At 33.2% G+C, this 15,878-nt stretch carries 13 protein-coding genes; all 13 read right to left on the bottom strand.

All coding sequences use genetic code 11. The features are described from left to right. Positions 1-2: 2 nt before the first annotated feature. On the bottom strand, positions 3-1,016 hold the full coding sequence (locus tag CKV70_RS05615) for a glycosyltransferase family 2 protein (protein WP_014930875.1): 1,014 nt from the start codon (positions 1,014-1,016) through the stop codon (positions 3-5). Between the two features lie 14 nt (positions 1,017-1,030). Next, on the bottom strand, positions 1,031-2,014 hold the full coding sequence (locus tag CKV70_RS05610; protein ID WP_014600722.1) for a glycosyltransferase family 2 protein: 984 nt from the start codon (positions 2,012-2,014) through the stop codon (positions 1,031-1,033). A gap of 21 nt (positions 2,015-2,035) precedes the next feature. Next, the gene (tagD, locus tag CKV70_RS05605; RefSeq protein WP_003721506.1) at positions 2,036-2,419 is read right to left on the bottom strand and encodes a glycerol-3-phosphate cytidylyltransferase; all 384 of its coding nucleotides are present in this window, start codon (positions 2,417-2,419) and stop codon (positions 2,036-2,038) included. Next, entirely contained in the window at positions 2,420-3,580 is a 1,161-nt protein-coding gene (locus CKV70_RS05600) for a CDP-glycerol glycerophosphotransferase family protein (protein WP_012951452.1), read from the bottom strand. A gap of 87 nt (positions 3,581-3,667) precedes the next feature. After that, positions 3,668-4,693, bottom strand: a complete 1,026-nt coding sequence (locus CKV70_RS05595) for a ribitol-5-phosphate dehydrogenase (RefSeq protein ID WP_003721504.1) — start codon at positions 4,691-4,693, stop codon at positions 3,668-3,670. Then, entirely contained in the window at positions 4,690-5,400 is a 711-nt protein-coding gene (locus CKV70_RS05590; protein WP_003721503.1) for an IspD/TarI family cytidylyltransferase, read from the bottom strand. Before CKV70_RS05590 ends, CKV70_RS05595 begins: the two co-directional genes overlap by 4 nt. Positions 5,401-5,475: 75 nt before the next feature. Beyond that, the gene (locus CKV70_RS05585) at positions 5,476-7,566 is read right to left on the bottom strand and encodes a CDP-glycerol glycerophosphotransferase family protein (protein ID WP_003733792.1); all 2,091 of its coding nucleotides are present in this window, start codon (positions 7,564-7,566) and stop codon (positions 5,476-5,478) included. 19 nt (positions 7,567-7,585) lie between these two features. Beyond that, positions 7,586-8,416, bottom strand: a complete 831-nt coding sequence (rfbD, locus tag CKV70_RS05580; protein ID WP_003721501.1) for a dTDP-4-dehydrorhamnose reductase — start codon at positions 8,414-8,416, stop codon at positions 7,586-7,588. A 2-nt stretch (positions 8,417-8,418) separates the two neighbouring features. After that, a complete protein-coding gene (gene rfbB / locus CKV70_RS05575; protein WP_010989656.1) occupies positions 8,419-9,405 on the bottom strand; it encodes a dTDP-glucose 4,6-dehydratase in 987 nt (328 codons plus the stop codon). After that, positions 9,406-9,966 carry a dTDP-4-dehydrorhamnose 3,5-epimerase gene (rfbC, locus tag CKV70_RS05570; RefSeq protein ID WP_003721499.1) on the bottom strand — a complete coding sequence of 187 codons (561 nt, stop codon included), beginning with the start codon at positions 9,964-9,966 and terminating at the stop codon, positions 9,406-9,408. Between the two features lie 18 nt (positions 9,967-9,984). Next, a complete protein-coding gene (gene rfbA, locus CKV70_RS05565; RefSeq protein WP_003721498.1) occupies positions 9,985-10,851 on the bottom strand; it encodes a glucose-1-phosphate thymidylyltransferase RfbA in 867 nt (288 codons plus the stop codon). Positions 10,852-10,867: 16 nt separating this feature from the next. Next, positions 10,868-12,739: a glycosyltransferase family 2 protein gene (locus CKV70_RS05560; protein WP_014600720.1), complete on the bottom strand. Its 1,872-nt coding sequence runs from the start codon at positions 12,737-12,739 to the stop codon at positions 10,868-10,870. Between the two features lie 131 nt (positions 12,740-12,870). Continuing rightward, entirely contained in the window at positions 12,871-15,729 is a 2,859-nt protein-coding gene (locus CKV70_RS05555) for a YfhO family protein (protein ID WP_014600719.1), read from the bottom strand. Positions 15,730-15,878: the final 149 nt, after the last annotated feature.

The following is a 15,878-nucleotide window of genomic DNA, read 5'->3' as shown; positions in this document are numbered from 1 at the left end:
TCTTATTTCGTTATTTTTTTCACAGCTTTCTTACCAAAATAAATGTAACTATTTAGGAGAAAAGCCGGACGATTATTTGCTAACAAAGCTTTGAAAAGTCGTTTCTTTTCTTTTGGAATATCATTCAAAGCAGTTGTTTTCATTTCTTGCTCAACATAATTTTTGATAAGTGGTTGAAGAGCCAAATAGTAATCCTTCGGCGCTAAAAATGCCCATTCAATCATGGAAAACAAATCAATTTCAAAGTTTTTACGTTCATTTTGATATCTTAAATCACCCTGAATATTTTTCTCATTAAGTACTTGATTTACTTTTTTCAAAGCAAGTAAACGATCATTCACCATGGCAATGTCATTTCGTCTTTGAGTGATTGATTTTGCTCCACCCTCGCGACTGCGCCAATAATAGCCAACATCAGGAATAATATTTACCTTTTTTGCATACAAAAAGGCTGGAATCATTAATGCGATATCTTCATACATTTGGCCCTCTGGAAATTCCAAATGGTGTTTATCCCAAAAAGATTTTTTAAATACTTTATTCCACGAAGTAGTATCATATAAAAGTGCCGGTGTTTCTTCAATTGTTGTGGCTTCTTTTTTTTCTACCATATATCTTTCGTGTAATGTAGAAGGGTATACTTTATCTCCTGAAAGTCTTGCCACACCAATTGTTACCATATCTGCATCCGACATTTCAAAAGAATCCATCATTTTTTGAAACATATCTTTAGCAATGATATCGTCTCCATCGACAAAGCCTAGATAATCACCTGTAGCGACTTTTACACCATTATTTCGGACAGCAGAAACACCTTGGTTTTCTTGATCAATCAAAATAACATTCGTATGTCCGTCTACTAGTTTTTCTACTTTTTGAAAGGTATCATCAGTTGAACCATCATTGACAATAATTAATTCCACATTCTTGTAGTTTTGTTCTAAGACTGATGTTAAGCATGCTTCTATATACTCAGAAACATTGTATACGGCAATGACCACACTTAATTTATGCAAAATGATAACCTCCTTTAAAACCCTGTTTGCTTACTTCTGATAGAAAATGGATATTTCCATACTAAATCACCCAACAAGTACAAATGATGTAAATAAAGCCATAATGCTTTTTTCTTTAATGTTGCCGTTAGTTTTCCACCCGCTTGATAAGGATAACTACCCCAATTAGGGAACTTCTCTTGAATAATTGTACTAATTTTCTTAATAAGTTTTTTACGTTCTTGCTTATCCGTAATGTAAATCGCTTTTCGTAAAACTAAACGATAAATTAGATGTTCTATATATAGGTACGCAAGTTGATCTTTTGATTCTTCGTAAATACCTAGTTTTTTTAATTCTGTTTCAACATTTTCCAACATAATAACCACATCTAAAAAGTGATCTACTTGTTGAATATTCGATTGTGAATCCGCTCTATCAGTTATGTAGTAATAAAGTGCGTCCTGGATTTTCACTGGATTTTTTGCTTTTAGCGTGACGACTGGAATAATTCCTAGATCTTCATACCAATAACCTACTGGAAAACGCGAACCCTTCCATAGATCTGCTTGATAAAATTTGTTCCATGGAGTTGGACCTGCATCTAAAACTTTGATGCCTTTATCACGCTTTATATACTGCATTTTTCCTTCCTGATTCACATTATATGAAGTAAACAAGACTAAATCAGCATTCGTTTTTTGTACAGTATCCAAACAAGTTTCTATTAGGTTTTTGCTAATGTAATCATCACTATCTACCATCACGATGTAATCTCCCGTAGCCACATCTAATCCAAAATTTCGGGCAGTAGCTTGTCCGCCATTTTCTTTTTCAAAATAACGAATTCGATTATCTGAGATACTTTTTATGACTTTAGCTGAATTATCAGTCGCTCCATCATTAACTACGATAACTTCGAGGTTATGATATGTTTGCTCAAGAACTGAATCCAAGCATCGTTTGACATACTTTTCTACATTATAAACTGGAATAATTACACTTACTAAAGGTTCCAAAAGAATGCTCCTCTCACATTTTTATTTTAGTTCATCTTTTATTTGAGACGTAGAAATCCCTTCAGTTCGAGGAAGATAAACAACTTCACACACATCTTTTAGAAAATCAAATTCGCCTTCCCAGTCATCACCCATTACAAAAACATCGATTCCGTATTTCTCTATATCATCTCTTTTTTGTTCCCAGTTATTCTCTGGGATCACCTCATCCACATAACGTATTGCTTCAATAATTAATTTACGGTGTTCGTAACTATGATAAGCTTCTTTATGTTTAATTCGATTAAATTCATCGGAAGAAATTGCTACTATTAAATAATCACCAAGAGCCTTAGCGCGCTTTAATAAGTGAATATGCCCCCAATGAAGCAAGTCAAATGTTCCATATGTAATAACCTTTTTCATTTACTTAGCCTCCTCCATTAATTGTTTCATATAAACAACCATGCGTTCACTTGCATGACCATCCGAATATTTATTCCATTTTTTCGAAAAAAGTGCTAAAGTCTCGCTTGTGGTCTTCGTTTTTATTTGCTCAATAAGCTCTGCCGTTGTTTGGGAGATTGGTCCTGGGATAATTTCTTGATAATTTTTTATTAAGCCGCGCTCTTTATCATATTTCTCCATGTCATAACTAAAAAAGTATATCGGTCTTTCAAAAAGAGCAAATTCAAATGGAATGGAGGAATAATCAGTAATAAGTATATCAACAGCCGCTAAAAGTTCTTCAAGTGCAACATTTTTATCTACATTAATAATAAAATCTGTATTTAGACTTTGTACATCTATTTTAACTGCAGGGTGCAATTTTAAAACCAGTAAGTAATCCTCTGAAAAAGCTCGTTCCATTGCGTTAAAATCCATTACTAACTTGGCTTCCGCAAGCTCATTATCTCTAAATGTTGGTGCATATAAAATCACTTTTTTATTTTCAGCGTGAAATTTATTACGCCATTCTATTCTTTTTTGCTGTTGTAGGCTTTCTTCAAAATAAACATCCGTTCGAGGTACACCGATTTTTAATAAATGAGATTCATTTAATAAGAAGCTTCTTTTAAAAATTTCGCCCATCTCGTCTGAACCAACTACTACTTTTAGAAAATGTTCATATACTGCTTTAAATCTTTTTTTGTCCGCATCTGAACGTTCTGAAATCGAATTATCTTCCCATCCAAATTGTTTTAAAGCTCCATTTGCATGCCATAATTGAATACATTCGACACCATCTTTAAAAGAAACCGCTGCTAGTTCAGGGTAATAGTTATCGACTAAAATCACTTTTGATGTATTTAAGTAAAACATTAATTTCCATTTATTCGCCAAATTATTAGGTGAAAAACGAACAAAATCAAGTTCTTTAGTATTGAATTGAACTCTCTCTGTATGAAAACAAATTGTGTTCGGAGTATAGCCCATTTTTTTCATTTGATTCAAAATCGCTGTTGTATTTTCTGGGAATGAGGCCATAATCAATACTCGTTTTTTCACGCCAAAAAATCGACTAAAAAAAGAAAATAGACTTAACAGAAACATGTACATAGAAATCGCTATATTTTTCACTATCATCTCTACTTTCTTTATTAAAAAGAAAATCTCAGACCCATTATGCTTTTCGACATAATATTTGACCTGAGATTTCTTTCATACTTTATATTATACTTTCCATTCCATGACAGTTTTGCCAAATGGATTACGTAAGTCCGTCTCAAAAGCTTCAATAATATCTTGTAAATTACGAACTACTTTACGTTGGCCTATTAGACTAGATAAGTATTCTACAGCACGTTCATTTTCACTAAGAAAATTTACGGTGTTTTGGAAATCTTCTTTCCCACTACGGCTACTACCGAATACCGTCAATCCTTTTTCTAATACCATACGTGAATTAAATTCAATGGGGTTCTCAGAAACGCCCAATAAAGAAATCGTTCCTTCTGGTTTAATTAAATCAATAATTTGTTCAACTGCGTACTGACTTCCTTTGCCACCAGCGCATTCAAACGCATTGTCAATCACTAGACCTTCTGGAATTTCATCAACTAAATGAGCTTCATCTACGAAAGAAAAGAAATCAAGTTTGTATTGTGTTTTACCAAAAATAATCACTTTACTTTCAGGGTAGATAGTTTTTAGCAATAGACAAGTGATAAAGCCTAAATTACCATCGCCCCATACACCAAATACAGATTGATTAGCATTTGCTTTTTGTTTAAATCTTGTAATTGCATGAAACGCTACAGAAATTAACTCAGAATAAGCCGCAACTTCCATGTCCATATTTTCTGGTAAACGAACAACGCGATCTCTTCTCATGAAAACATTCTCTTGCATTAAGCCGTCATAGCCACTAGAACGAAATAGCGAAGAGCGACGATAGTTTTCGGCAATAACTGGATCATCTTCTGTCGGTGTATTTGGAATCATCACTACTTTTGTTCCGATTTCAAACTCGCCAGTTGCGTCATACGTAACTTGGCCAACACCTTCATGGATTAGCGCCATTGGTAATTTTTTGGAAAGCATTTCTTTTCCGCGAGAACCTGTATAATAACGCTGATCTGCAGCACAGATAGAAAGATATGTAGGTCTTACTACAACAACATCTTCTGTAAGTGCTTCTTCAATATTCGCTTCTTCAAATTGTCTCTCAGAAACTAGGCGATATACTTGGTTAATCATGAGTTAATCCTCTCCTGTACAATCGCATTTGCCACTTTTAAATCATATGGAGTGGTAATTTTTATGTTTGAAATTCCACCGTTTACAAGTTTAACTTTTTCACCGGCAAGCAAACAAATTTTACAAGCATCTGTTAAGATTTGTTTTTCATCATCTGTTAAATTATTATAATGTTTTTGAATAGTTTTCATGTTAAAGCTTTGTGGCGTTTGACCTTGATAGATATTGCCACGAACTGGAATATCTGTGATGAAGTCATGGTTAGTAGATTCTACAATAGTATCAACTGCAGGGATAACGGTATCTACAGAGCCAAATTCTAATGCCATATCAATATTTTCTTCAATAATACGATGCGTGATAAATGGTCTAACGGCATCATGCGTTACAATAATATCATCTTCATTTAAGCCGAATTCTTTTTCTACATAACGGATACCGTTCATAATTGTTTCATTTCGATCTGTTCCGCCTTCAATAACAATTACACGCGAATCAAAAATATATTTTTTAATAATATCTTGTGTGTGATTAATCCAATCTTTAGGTGTTGCAATAATAATTTTTTCAAAACGGTCATTTAAAATGAATTTCTCAATTGTATGAACAATAATTGGTTTTCCTTTTAATGGCAAGTACTGCTTCGGCATATTGACATTTCCCATGCGCGTACCTTTACCGCCAGCTAATATCTCTGCATAAATCATTTTTAGTCTCCTTTAACATTTTACTAATAAACATAGCTTTATTGTACCATAAACTCAATATCTTTTGTACAGACATCAATCTTGCATTACATAATCAATAATTCGAGCTGCGGCATCACCATCATGATATTCAAATGCTTTCTCTGCAAAGTCCTGTAACTTCCCTGTTATCATTTGATTTGTTTGAATAAGTTTAATTGCTTCTTCAGTTGTAGCAACCACTGGACCTGGAACAAATTCCAAATAATCATGATAAAAATTACGTTCTAATGAATAGGCTTCAAGATCATATGCGTAGAAAATAATGGGTCTATTCAAGATAGAGTAATCATAAATAACAGACGAATAATCAGTTATTAGAATATCTGTTACGATTAGAACGTCATTCATTTCAATTCCACTAAAATCAAGTACAAAATCAGCTAAATCTTCTGGAACTTGCGTTTCAACGCTTACTAATGGATGCAGTTTAATTACTACTACATATTCTTGTCCTAGTTCCTCTTTCATTTTACGTAAATTTAATTCGAGTTGGAATGCTTTTCGCTCTTCTGAATTCCCTCGAAAAGTTGGTGCATAAGTAATCACTTTTTTCCCTTTAAGAAGCGGGTACATTTTTTGGAAATAATCTAGTCTGAATTCCTTGTAGTCTTGATCAAATAACTTCCATAAACGTGGTAGACCAAATGCTTCAATTTTGGTTTCATCCATATGGAAGGCTTCTGCATAAATCGGTTTTAAATCACTGGATGATATGACACTCGTTGTGTAATTTTGGTGCGCTCTTGTTTCAAAATCAAGCGATATGGAGTCTTTAAATCCTAGAGAACTATGACCGAATCGTTTAAACGCTCCTGCTGCATGCCAAAGCTGAATAACTTCCGCTTCTTTCCTCATTCTAATAGAATACAATTGATAATAATAGTCATCTAAAAACACATACTTTGCTCTTCCAAGATTCCAAAAATATGTTAAATAATACATTGCATGATTATCTTCTGGTCGCATTTTCATGTACGCACGCACAGACTTTTCAGGATGCTTTTGCTTAATTGTCTGGTAAATCGGCATGAAAGTAGCATCTAAATCACTAATTTTATTCGAAACTAACAAAACATTATCTTTCGCAACAGGTAACAGTTTTGCAATCGTAAACACCACTTTACGGCTAAAAAAAGAAACAAATTTCTTTTTTATTGGTGTCAAAACAGTTGGATTTTTTTTGTTTCTTAGCGGATTTACAGAACCTTTTCGGACACATTTTTCTAAACGCAGCCATTTAGTATCCGTGAATTTATTTGGTGCTGCTCGGTGACTTATTATTTCAGCTAAAGTTAAACAAGCTGGATATGCTTCGTATTTAATCCATTCAAATGAATCATTTAATATATTTTGAACCAAATAATCGAGCGCATCTAACTCAAAAATAACCTCATCCGGCAGTTTCGCAATAAGTTCAGTAAGTTTTTCTAAATAATTAATTTGAAATTTTTCATCTGATTCTTCAAAAATTTTCGGTAAATTTTCTAAATGCATCATTAAAAACTTATTTACATAATATAAAATTGTCCAATCTTTTCGGTAATGATTATCTTTAATATCAAGTAAACGTGTAACCGAGTCATCTAAGTCCGCCAAAGAGAGCGAATAGCTAGCTTCTTCTCCCAAATGACCAATCTTCTCCGCCAAATGATAACAATAATAATTAAAGCTTGTTAATTCAAATACTTCTTGCTTCATTTCATTTGCTACTCTCTTAAGTAAATCTTTGGAGAAAGTACTACCAGCAAGGCTGTTATCTATGCATTCAGGATTTGTATACAAACTACCTTTCAAAACTTTATTTGGGCAAATGATATCTGGTGCATATTCGATTTTCTCGGCTAACGCAATTGTATTCAAATTTTCTTTCATAAAAGTTAAATAGTGTTTATTCTCTTTCTCTAATAGCACTAAGCAATCTGCCAATAAATCTGCAGATTCTGCTATAAAATGTACGTTATTGTTCTTATCTTCCACTTCTGTAGAAACAAAACAAATGGAATGTAAGTCCCTTGAATCGTTCAAAATATCCGGCTCCTTTTGTTCATAGAGTAATTTATACACATTACTATTATAAACAAATAAACCCCATAAAGATATAAAAAAACAATTATACGAATGCATCGTATAATTGTTTTTTTTATTATTTTTTAAAACGAACTAAAGCATCTTGCCAAGTTGGAATGTTAAAACCTAGTTTCTCTACTTTTTCCAAACTCATAATAGATGTTTTTGGACGTTCAGCTTTTTGTGGAAATTCATCTGAAGTACATGGATTCACAGTAACATCTTTATCTTTCAAAATTTCTGTTGCAAACTCAAACCATGTCGCAGTTCCACTATTAGAGAATTGGTAAATACCATATGCCGGATTCTTCTCAATAACAAAACGAATGAAGTCAGCTAAATCATATGTGTATGTTGGGCGACCTAATTGATCATTTACTACTTTTAGTTCTTTATGCGTTTCAGCTAGTTTAAGCATACTGTATACAAAATTATTACCATATTTACCAAACACCCATGAAGTACGAATAACATAAGTTTGGCTATTTTTTTCTAAAGCAACTTTTTCTCCTGCTAATTTAGCAATTCCATATTGATTAAGTGGATTTGTTTTATCATCTGGTAAATATGCTTCTTTTTTAGTACCATCGAAAACATAATCTGTACTGATATATACAAGTTTAGCTCCAACTATTTCTGCAGCTTCACTGATATTTTCAGTCCCATCCACGTTTACTTCCCAGTTAACGTTTTTTAATTCATCTTCTGCTGCTTCTACATTAGTAAAAGCGGCACAATGGATAATCCATTCAGGCTTTAAATCAAGCATTGCTTTTTTTACAGCTGCTTTATCCACAATATCTACAGAATCTTTGTCCCACTCAGTCACGGTTAAATTATGTTCTTTTAATAATTGAACTAGCTCCGTTCCGAGCTGCCCATTTGCTCCTGTTACTAAAATACTCATATTTATTCACCCAACTTTGCGCGTGATTTTAGTGGTCTCCACCAAGCTTCATTATTTACATACCATTCGATAGTTTCTTTAATTCCTGTATCAAATGTATATTTTGGTTCCCAACCAAGCTCTGTTTCGATTTTCTTAGGGTCAATAGCATAACGTAAATCATGACCAAGACGATCTTCTACATATACAATTTTATCTTTAGAAAGATTCAAATCGTCAACAATGATATGCACGATTTCATTATTCGTACGTTCATTATGTCCACCAACGTTATAAACTTCACCAGATTTACCATTATGGATTACTAAATCAATTGCTGCACAGTGATCTGACACATGTAACCAATCGCGAATGTTTTTACCATCACCATAAATAGGTAAATTTTCCCCGTCAAGACCATTTGTGATCATTAGCGGGATTAATTTTTCTGGGAAATGATGTGGTCCATAATTATTAGAACAACGAGTAATATTTACATTTAAGCCGTATGTTTCAAAATATGAACGAACTAATAAGTCTGCTGAAGCTTTACTTGCAGAGTATGGACTGTTTGGAGCAATTGGAGTTTCTTCAGTGAAATATCCAGTTTCTCCAAGTGAACCATACACTTCATCAGTAGATACTTGTAGATATTTTGCGACATTTAATTCTTTCGCAACATTTAAAAGATTTAGCGTTCCTTGTACATTTGTTTCGATAAAGATACCTGGATTGATAATACTACGGTCTACATGAGATTCTGCTGCGAAGTTAACAATAGTATCAATTTTATGATCTGTTACTAGTTTTTTCACTAGATCATAATCACAAATATTTCCTTCTACGAAAACATGATTAGGATTTTCTTTGATATCCTCTAAATTGCTCATTGTGCCTGCATAAGTCAGCAAATCTAAGTTTACGACTTTATAATCATCATGCTTATTTAAAATATGATGTACGAAATTACTGCCAATAAAACCTGCCCCACCTGTTACTAATAAATTCATTTATTTATTCTCCCATACAAAATTATTTTCAGCGTCTTTTAAACGTGGATGTTTCGTATCCTTGTCCGATAAAATTAATTTATCTGTTGGCCAAGTAATATTTAAATCCGGATCATCGTAGGCAATTCCCGCATCGTTTTCAGGGGAATATAATTGATCTACTTTATAAAGCACATTCACATTTTCGGTAATCGTACAAAAGCCATGAGCAAATCCTTGTGGTACTAGAAGTTGATGTTTGTTTGCTTCGCTTAAAATATAACCTTCCCACTCACCGTATGTAGGAGAACCTTTACGCATATCAACAACTACATCATAAATTGCGCCTGTCGCAACACGAATTAATTTTGTCTGTGCTTTTGGGTTCGTTTGATAATGCATACCCCGAAGTACACCCGCTTCCACAGAAAGAGAGTGGTTATCTTGAATAAACTTCATATCGATTCCAGCTTCATGGAATGCTTTTTCATTATAGCTTTCCATGAAAAAACCACGATGATCTCCAAACACTTTTGGTTTTACTAATTTAACACCAGCTAGTTTACTTTCAACAATTTCCATTAGTACGCCTCACTCTTCTTATTTATTAATTAATTTCATTAAATATTGCCCATACGCATTTTTCTTAAGTGGTTCTGCCAATTTTTCAACTGCAGCCTCATCAATATACCCCATTCGATAAGCAATTTCCTCAAGACAAGCGATTTTCAAGTTTTGTCTTCTTTCAATTGTTTCAATAAAGGTAGACGCTTCAAGAAGAGATTCATGTGTTCCTGTATCTAACCAAGCAAATCCTCTGCCCATAAGTTCTACATCTAGTTCTCCCAGTTCAAGGTAACGCTTATTAACATCAGTGATTTCTAACTCACCACGTTCAGATGGTTTAATGCTTTTCGCAATTTCCACTACGCGATTATCGTAGAAATAAAGACCAGTTACCGCATAATTACTTTTTGGTTCAGTAGGCTTTTCTTCAATGGAAATAGCTTTCATTGATTCATCAAACTCCACAACTCCAAATCTTTCAGGATCATTCACGTGGTAGCCAAATACAGTAGCTCCAGCTTTTTTAGCAGATGCTCTTTGAAGCATTTTGGATAAACCTTGTCCGTAATAAATATTATCTCCAAGTATAAGCGAAACCGAATCATCCCCAATAAAATCTTCAGCAATAATAAACGCTTGTGCTAATCCTTCCGGTTTTTCTTGAACCGCATAAGAAATATTAATACCCAGTTGATCGCTATCAGCTAATAATTGCTCAAAGCGTGGAGTATCTTCTGGGGTTGAAATAATTAAAATATCTTTAATACCTGCTAACATTAGGATCGATAGCGGATAATAAATCATCGGCTTATCATAAATTGGTAACATTTGTTTCGAAATTGCTTTTGTAAGTGGATAAAGTCTAGTTCCACTTCCTCCTGCTAAAATTATACCTTTCATTCTTTTCTCTCCATTCTTAAAGCGTTATTTTAATTTGCTGTTTATCTTTTTTACCTTGGATATTAGTTACTAAATGATATTCACCAGATAGTTTTTCATCACCCAAAAGAACTTCTACTCTTGCTTTATTAGCTTCACCAATCAATTTAGCTTTTACATTAATTGGATCCGCATCACTAATTCCCACCGGTTTTAATTCTGCATTACCTTCAATAAGGCTTTCACCAAACACATGAATTTCATTTAATGGAATAGTTACTTTTCCAGATGTTTTATCAATAAGAATTTGTTCACGTTTCACACCAGAATCTTCCACGATTGAACGAACGCTACTTCCAACATCCAGACTTATTAAACCAGATGCATTTTTATAAACAATCATTGTTTTGTTATTTATTAACGCTGTTTTGATAAGAATTTTACCAATGGTTAATGCTCGGTGACTTGTATACCCAAGGCCGGTAAAGCGTGTGGCAATATCCCATGGTTGTTTTTTATCAGCTGCATCTAATATATAATCATTAATTTGAACAGAAAAAGACATTTCACCTTCTATTTTATACAAATTTGCTTTTTTATTAACAACTTCTACATTACTAGTAGAACCGTCGATTTTCCAGGTAGCTCTTGAATTACGTCCTTTAATACTTGGCTCATACGTAAATTCAGCTAAATCATCACTATAATCAAAGAATTCTTTTGGCAATTTCGATTTGATTTCTTCTGGTAAAATACGTTCCATTCGATCTGCTGTTTTTTCAATAAAGAAATCTTCTTTGTCTTCATATGTCATTTTTGTACTTGTTTTGAAGAATAGTTTGTCTTCTTTAAAGTAAGCATCTTCCACATAGCTAAGCGCTGTAATTCCAGCATCGATTTGAGCAAGTTTTTTTAATGAATCTAAATCACCTTGTCTTAATAAATAATCTTTTACTTGATTGTTTTTATCTAAGTTTTCGCTAATATAGGCTGGTATTAATTCTTCGGCAAGTTTTTTTGCATAGTTAAATTCAATATCAATACGTTCATTGTTGTTTTTTAGTAGCCATTGCCCTAAAATCCCAAGAACTCGTGAGCGATACCAATGAGTTAGCATAAAATCTAAGTCACGTTGCTCTTTGATATTGTCTTTAAAGAAATTAAATAATTTATTAATTTGGTTCCATTTTTCATGCGGATCACGTCCGAAACTACTGGAATTATTTGCACCAGTTGCAATCCAATAGTACGTAGGATAATCGGCTAAAATACCAACTTTTGCACCGTGAATGAACGCCTTAGAGTTAAAATATACATCTTCCCAAAGAACTCGAGCTCCATCATCAAATGTAATATCATTCTCTAACAAGAATTCTCTTTTATAAAATTTGTGTGGAGTCATTGGAAGTAAACATTCAATACCCATTTCTTCTGCATGCGGATTGTTCTCAGAGAATTGCTTCCATCCCCATGACCAACCATTTGTTCTTACTTCTTTCCCGCTCACTACATCTAAATTATTTTCTTTTCCGAAATTATATACGCGTTCAAATGTTTCAGGGAAAACTGTGTCATCATGGTCTAAATAAAGGATATATTCTCCTTTAGCCATTTTAGTTGCAATATTTCTTGGTCTGCTTCCCCAACCAGAGTTTTCAATTTGTTTAACGGTCATATTTGGACGTGTTTCAGCAAACTCTTGCAAACGTTCGTATGTATCTGTTGTAGATCCATCATCTACAAAAACAAGCTCATACTCATCTGGATTCATTGTTTGCTTATCAATTGACGACATTAAGTTTTTAAGACCTTCTAATTCTGTATTATATGTAGGTACAACAACACTAATTTTAATATCTTTTTTATTACCTTTTAATGAATTGAGTACTCTATCTTTTAAATTTCTCATTATATCCTCCTAAAATAGATTAACAGTTAAATTATATCATACTATAATCGGAATTTACACTTTTGCTTAATCTCAGAACTAACAAAAAACGTTAGGGCTATGTAACATAGCTACCTAACGTTTTCCCTCATTTATTGTGTTTTATTTTTACGCTTTCTAAGGTGATACACCACGATAATTCCAGCAAAAAGGATGACACCTAAGCCACTCGCCACCATGCCAGCTTTAAGCATTGGCGTTTCATAATTCATTTCGATTGTATGGAGTCCTTTATCTAAGGAAAAACCAATAAATCCTGTATTGACTTTTTCTGTTGATACTTCTTTTCCATCTACTTTTACTTTCCAACCTTTTGTATATGGAATTGTTGTAACTAACACACCATCTTGTTTTGCTGAAACCTTAGCCGACACTTTGTTTGTATCAAATTTCAAGTCTGTTGCAGCTTGTTTTTTTAGTTCTTGCATTCTTTTCGTATAAGAATCATCAAATGGAACCGCGTAAATTTTGATATTATCATAGTCGTACGTACCAAGACCGCTCAAATTAATAGATACTTGTTTCCGAGCTTTTTCAGAAAAACCACCATTTAAAAGCATGTTGTCCCGTTTAAAATACCCAGAAAGCTCACTTTTATCCACTTGGCTCGCTGAAACTACACGGTTAGATGTTTTGGCTGTTAATGTATAGTCTTCTTTTATACGTTTGGTAAGATTGTTCCGGTAATAATTATAACGCATATTTTTTGTTTTATACTCATCTTTAGCAAACGCAATATCTTTTCTTTGTTTGAAAGTGTATGGCGTGAAATCTAAACCATCAATATAAAAGTAAAGTTCTGCATTTTTTGTTTCTTCCGGGTTTTTCAATTTAAATTGAATGCTATTTTCAGCATTAGAAACCTCTATTTTGTCTTTCGTTAATTTTGCAGGAGCTTTGCCATTAACTTTAGGTATACTCGTTTCAAATTCAAGTTCTTTAATATTCGATTTATACTCACGTTTGGATGTGTCTTTATTATCAATGATAGCATTATAAGAAAGTGCTTCCTCTTTTTCAAGCGGAGAGAGCTTTTCATATGATTCTCTATCTTCCGTATGGTAGTTCATATACATCAATGGAACACTATTTTCAGATTCATATACATCTGTATGGCTAATGCCTGGTTTATCTACTCGTTCAATTTCAGCAGAATCAATTTTTTTAAAGCCATATGGTATTCTGCCAGCTTGATCATCACGTGCAAATAAGTAAGTCGTTCCAAGTATATTCGTAAAAATAGTTCTATTATCCATTTGCCCAAGTGGCAACGTCATCCGAAACTGACTATTATTTAATTCAGAAGCTAAGTCAGCTACTGCACCATTAGTAATCGAATAAAATGAATTCACCGTATTTACATCTAACAAAATGTTTGCATCTGAATTATCATAAAATCCATTATACCCACTAGAAAGGCTGGTACGATAGAAAGAGCTCTTATCAATCTTTTTATCTGCTCCCCCATATAGTTCAGTTATTTTACGTTCAACAACCCCAGAATTTAATTGACCTTGTACTTTATTAGCCCCGTTTTTACTAAACATATAATTACCCATATAAGCTAAATTGACACATACTAACATTATAATCAAAAAGTAAAACAAGCCATTATAAGCTTTCTTCTTAATATAATTCAAATTAATAAATTGTAAAAAGAAAACAAAAAAGGTTAAAAGCATTAATATTAAAGGAACTAACAAGATAGGTTGATAAATATTGAAGTTCGGTCCCCACCATGAAACAACGATAAAGATAATAAGTGTAATAAGAAAATTACGCATATCTTTTTTCGTTAATGTTTTATAGTCTGTTAATAAAAAGGAAACTCCAATACTTACAGGAAGAGCAACTGCAAACATCCAACGATTGGAAGGACTACTTAAACCATTAAATAATGCCCCGAAAAACGGAAATAGCATCATGCCAAGTCCTAAAACCAAACTAATAAATACAACCGGATATTTTTTTCGATACTGCCAAATAAACGGAAGTACAAACACAGCAATTGCTGCGAAACCTAAGTTTGCCCAATAACCAGCGCTTTCGGTTGTAATGTACATTTTTCCAAGCGATAAGTAATAGGACAAATCATAGAACCATAGCCCATTCGCAAACTCTCCATTTGCTCTGGAAGAACCTAAAAAGGCGATTAAATTAGGTAAAAATAAAATACATGCCATTAAAAAGCCAGTAATTGCATAGACCGCTAATTTTCCAATAGTACTTAGTAGCGGAATTCCTTGCTTTTTGTAATGAGTAAAGTATCTAATAACTGTATAGATACAAACCATAATCGCAAGCATATATGCAAAATAGAAGTTACTAACTAATGTCCAACAAATCACAAGAATTAACGGAACTGGTGATTTCTTTTGAAGCACTCTCTCTACACAAAGACAAAGTAGCGGTAAAAGAATCATCGGCGTAATAAAAAATGGATGCCTTGTTGCCGAAACAAATAAATAACCAGAGAACACATAGACTAATGAACCTGTAACTGCAGCAATATGATTAATTTTAAAGTTTTTCGCTAGAGCTAAGAAGGCAATACCTACACAAAACAAGCGTAATAGAATTAATGTTGTGTATGCAAGTTCCATCTGATCTGCTGGAAATAGTACTACTAAATAAGCAAAAATATCACCTAGAACATAGTAGCCAAAACTACCGACCACATCGCCTCCCATTCCAATTTGCCAAGACCATAATTCCGGCACTTGAGTTGGGTGTTTCAGGAAATCTACTAACATATTTCTAAATTCTTTTAAAATCGGATAGTGTTGGTTAAAACCATCATGAGACCAAATAAATGAATAACCTCTTAACCAAAAAAGTAAGTAAATACTTATTGTTACTAAGACAAAGAGAACACTATATGTAAGGAATGTTTTATACGTAATTTCATTATCCCACTGTACCTTTTTCCATTTTTTTCTAACATCTTCCATTAACTTTCTCCCTCCAAAACTAAGTCATCTTCAATCATATTAAAAAAAATTTAAAAAAGCAATATTTTGTCCGCTAATAGTTCTTTTGTATCAAATGCAAACGTTATCTTATTGATGAAATATAGTCTAAGCTTGTTTTGATAAATCAA

It is taken from the genome of Listeria monocytogenes (assembly GCF_900187225.1).
In the GTDB taxonomy this organism is placed as follows: Bacteria; Bacillota; Bacilli; order Lactobacillales; family Listeriaceae; genus Listeria; species Listeria monocytogenes.
Note: the sequence above shows the minus strand (reverse complement) of the source record. Positions and strands in the feature narration are given on the sequence as shown.

Excerpts from the sequence above, each read along its gene's own strand:
- tagD (WP_003721506.1), bottom strand. The coding sequence starts at position 2,419 with ATGAAAAAGGTTATTACATATGGAACATTTGACTTGCTTCATTGGGGG.
- CKV70_RS05600 (WP_012951452.1), bottom strand. The coding sequence starts at position 3,580 with ATGATAGTGAAAAATATAGCGATTTCTATGTACATGTTTCTGTTAAGT.
- CKV70_RS05595 (WP_003721504.1), bottom strand. The coding sequence starts at position 4,693 with ATGATTAACCAAGTATATCGCCTAGTTTCTGAGAGACAATTTGAAGAA.
- CKV70_RS05590 (WP_003721503.1), bottom strand. The coding sequence starts at position 5,400 with ATGATTTATGCAGAGATATTAGCTGGCGGTAAAGGTACGCGCATGGGA.
- CKV70_RS05585 (WP_003733792.1), bottom strand. The coding sequence starts at position 7,566 with ATGCATTCGTATAATTGTTTTTTTATATCTTTATGGGGTTTATTTGTT.
- rfbD (WP_003721501.1), bottom strand. The coding sequence starts at position 8,416 with ATGAGTATTTTAGTAACAGGAGCAAATGGGCAGCTCGGAACGGAGCTA.
- rfbB (WP_010989656.1), bottom strand. The coding sequence starts at position 9,405 with ATGAATTTATTAGTAACAGGTGGGGCAGGTTTTATTGGCAGTAATTTC.
- rfbC (WP_003721499.1), bottom strand. The coding sequence starts at position 9,966 with ATGGAAATTGTTGAAAGTAAACTAGCTGGTGTTAAATTAGTAAAACCA.
- rfbA (WP_003721498.1), bottom strand. The coding sequence starts at position 10,851 with ATGAAAGGTATAATTTTAGCAGGAGGAAGTGGAACTAGACTTTATCCA.
- CKV70_RS05560 (WP_014600720.1), bottom strand. The coding sequence starts at position 12,739 with ATGAGAAATTTAAAAGATAGAGTACTCAATTCATTAAAAGGTAATAAA.
- CKV70_RS05555 (WP_014600719.1), bottom strand. The coding sequence starts at position 15,729 with ATGGAAGATGTTAGAAAAAAATGGAAAAAGGTACAGTGGGATAATGAA.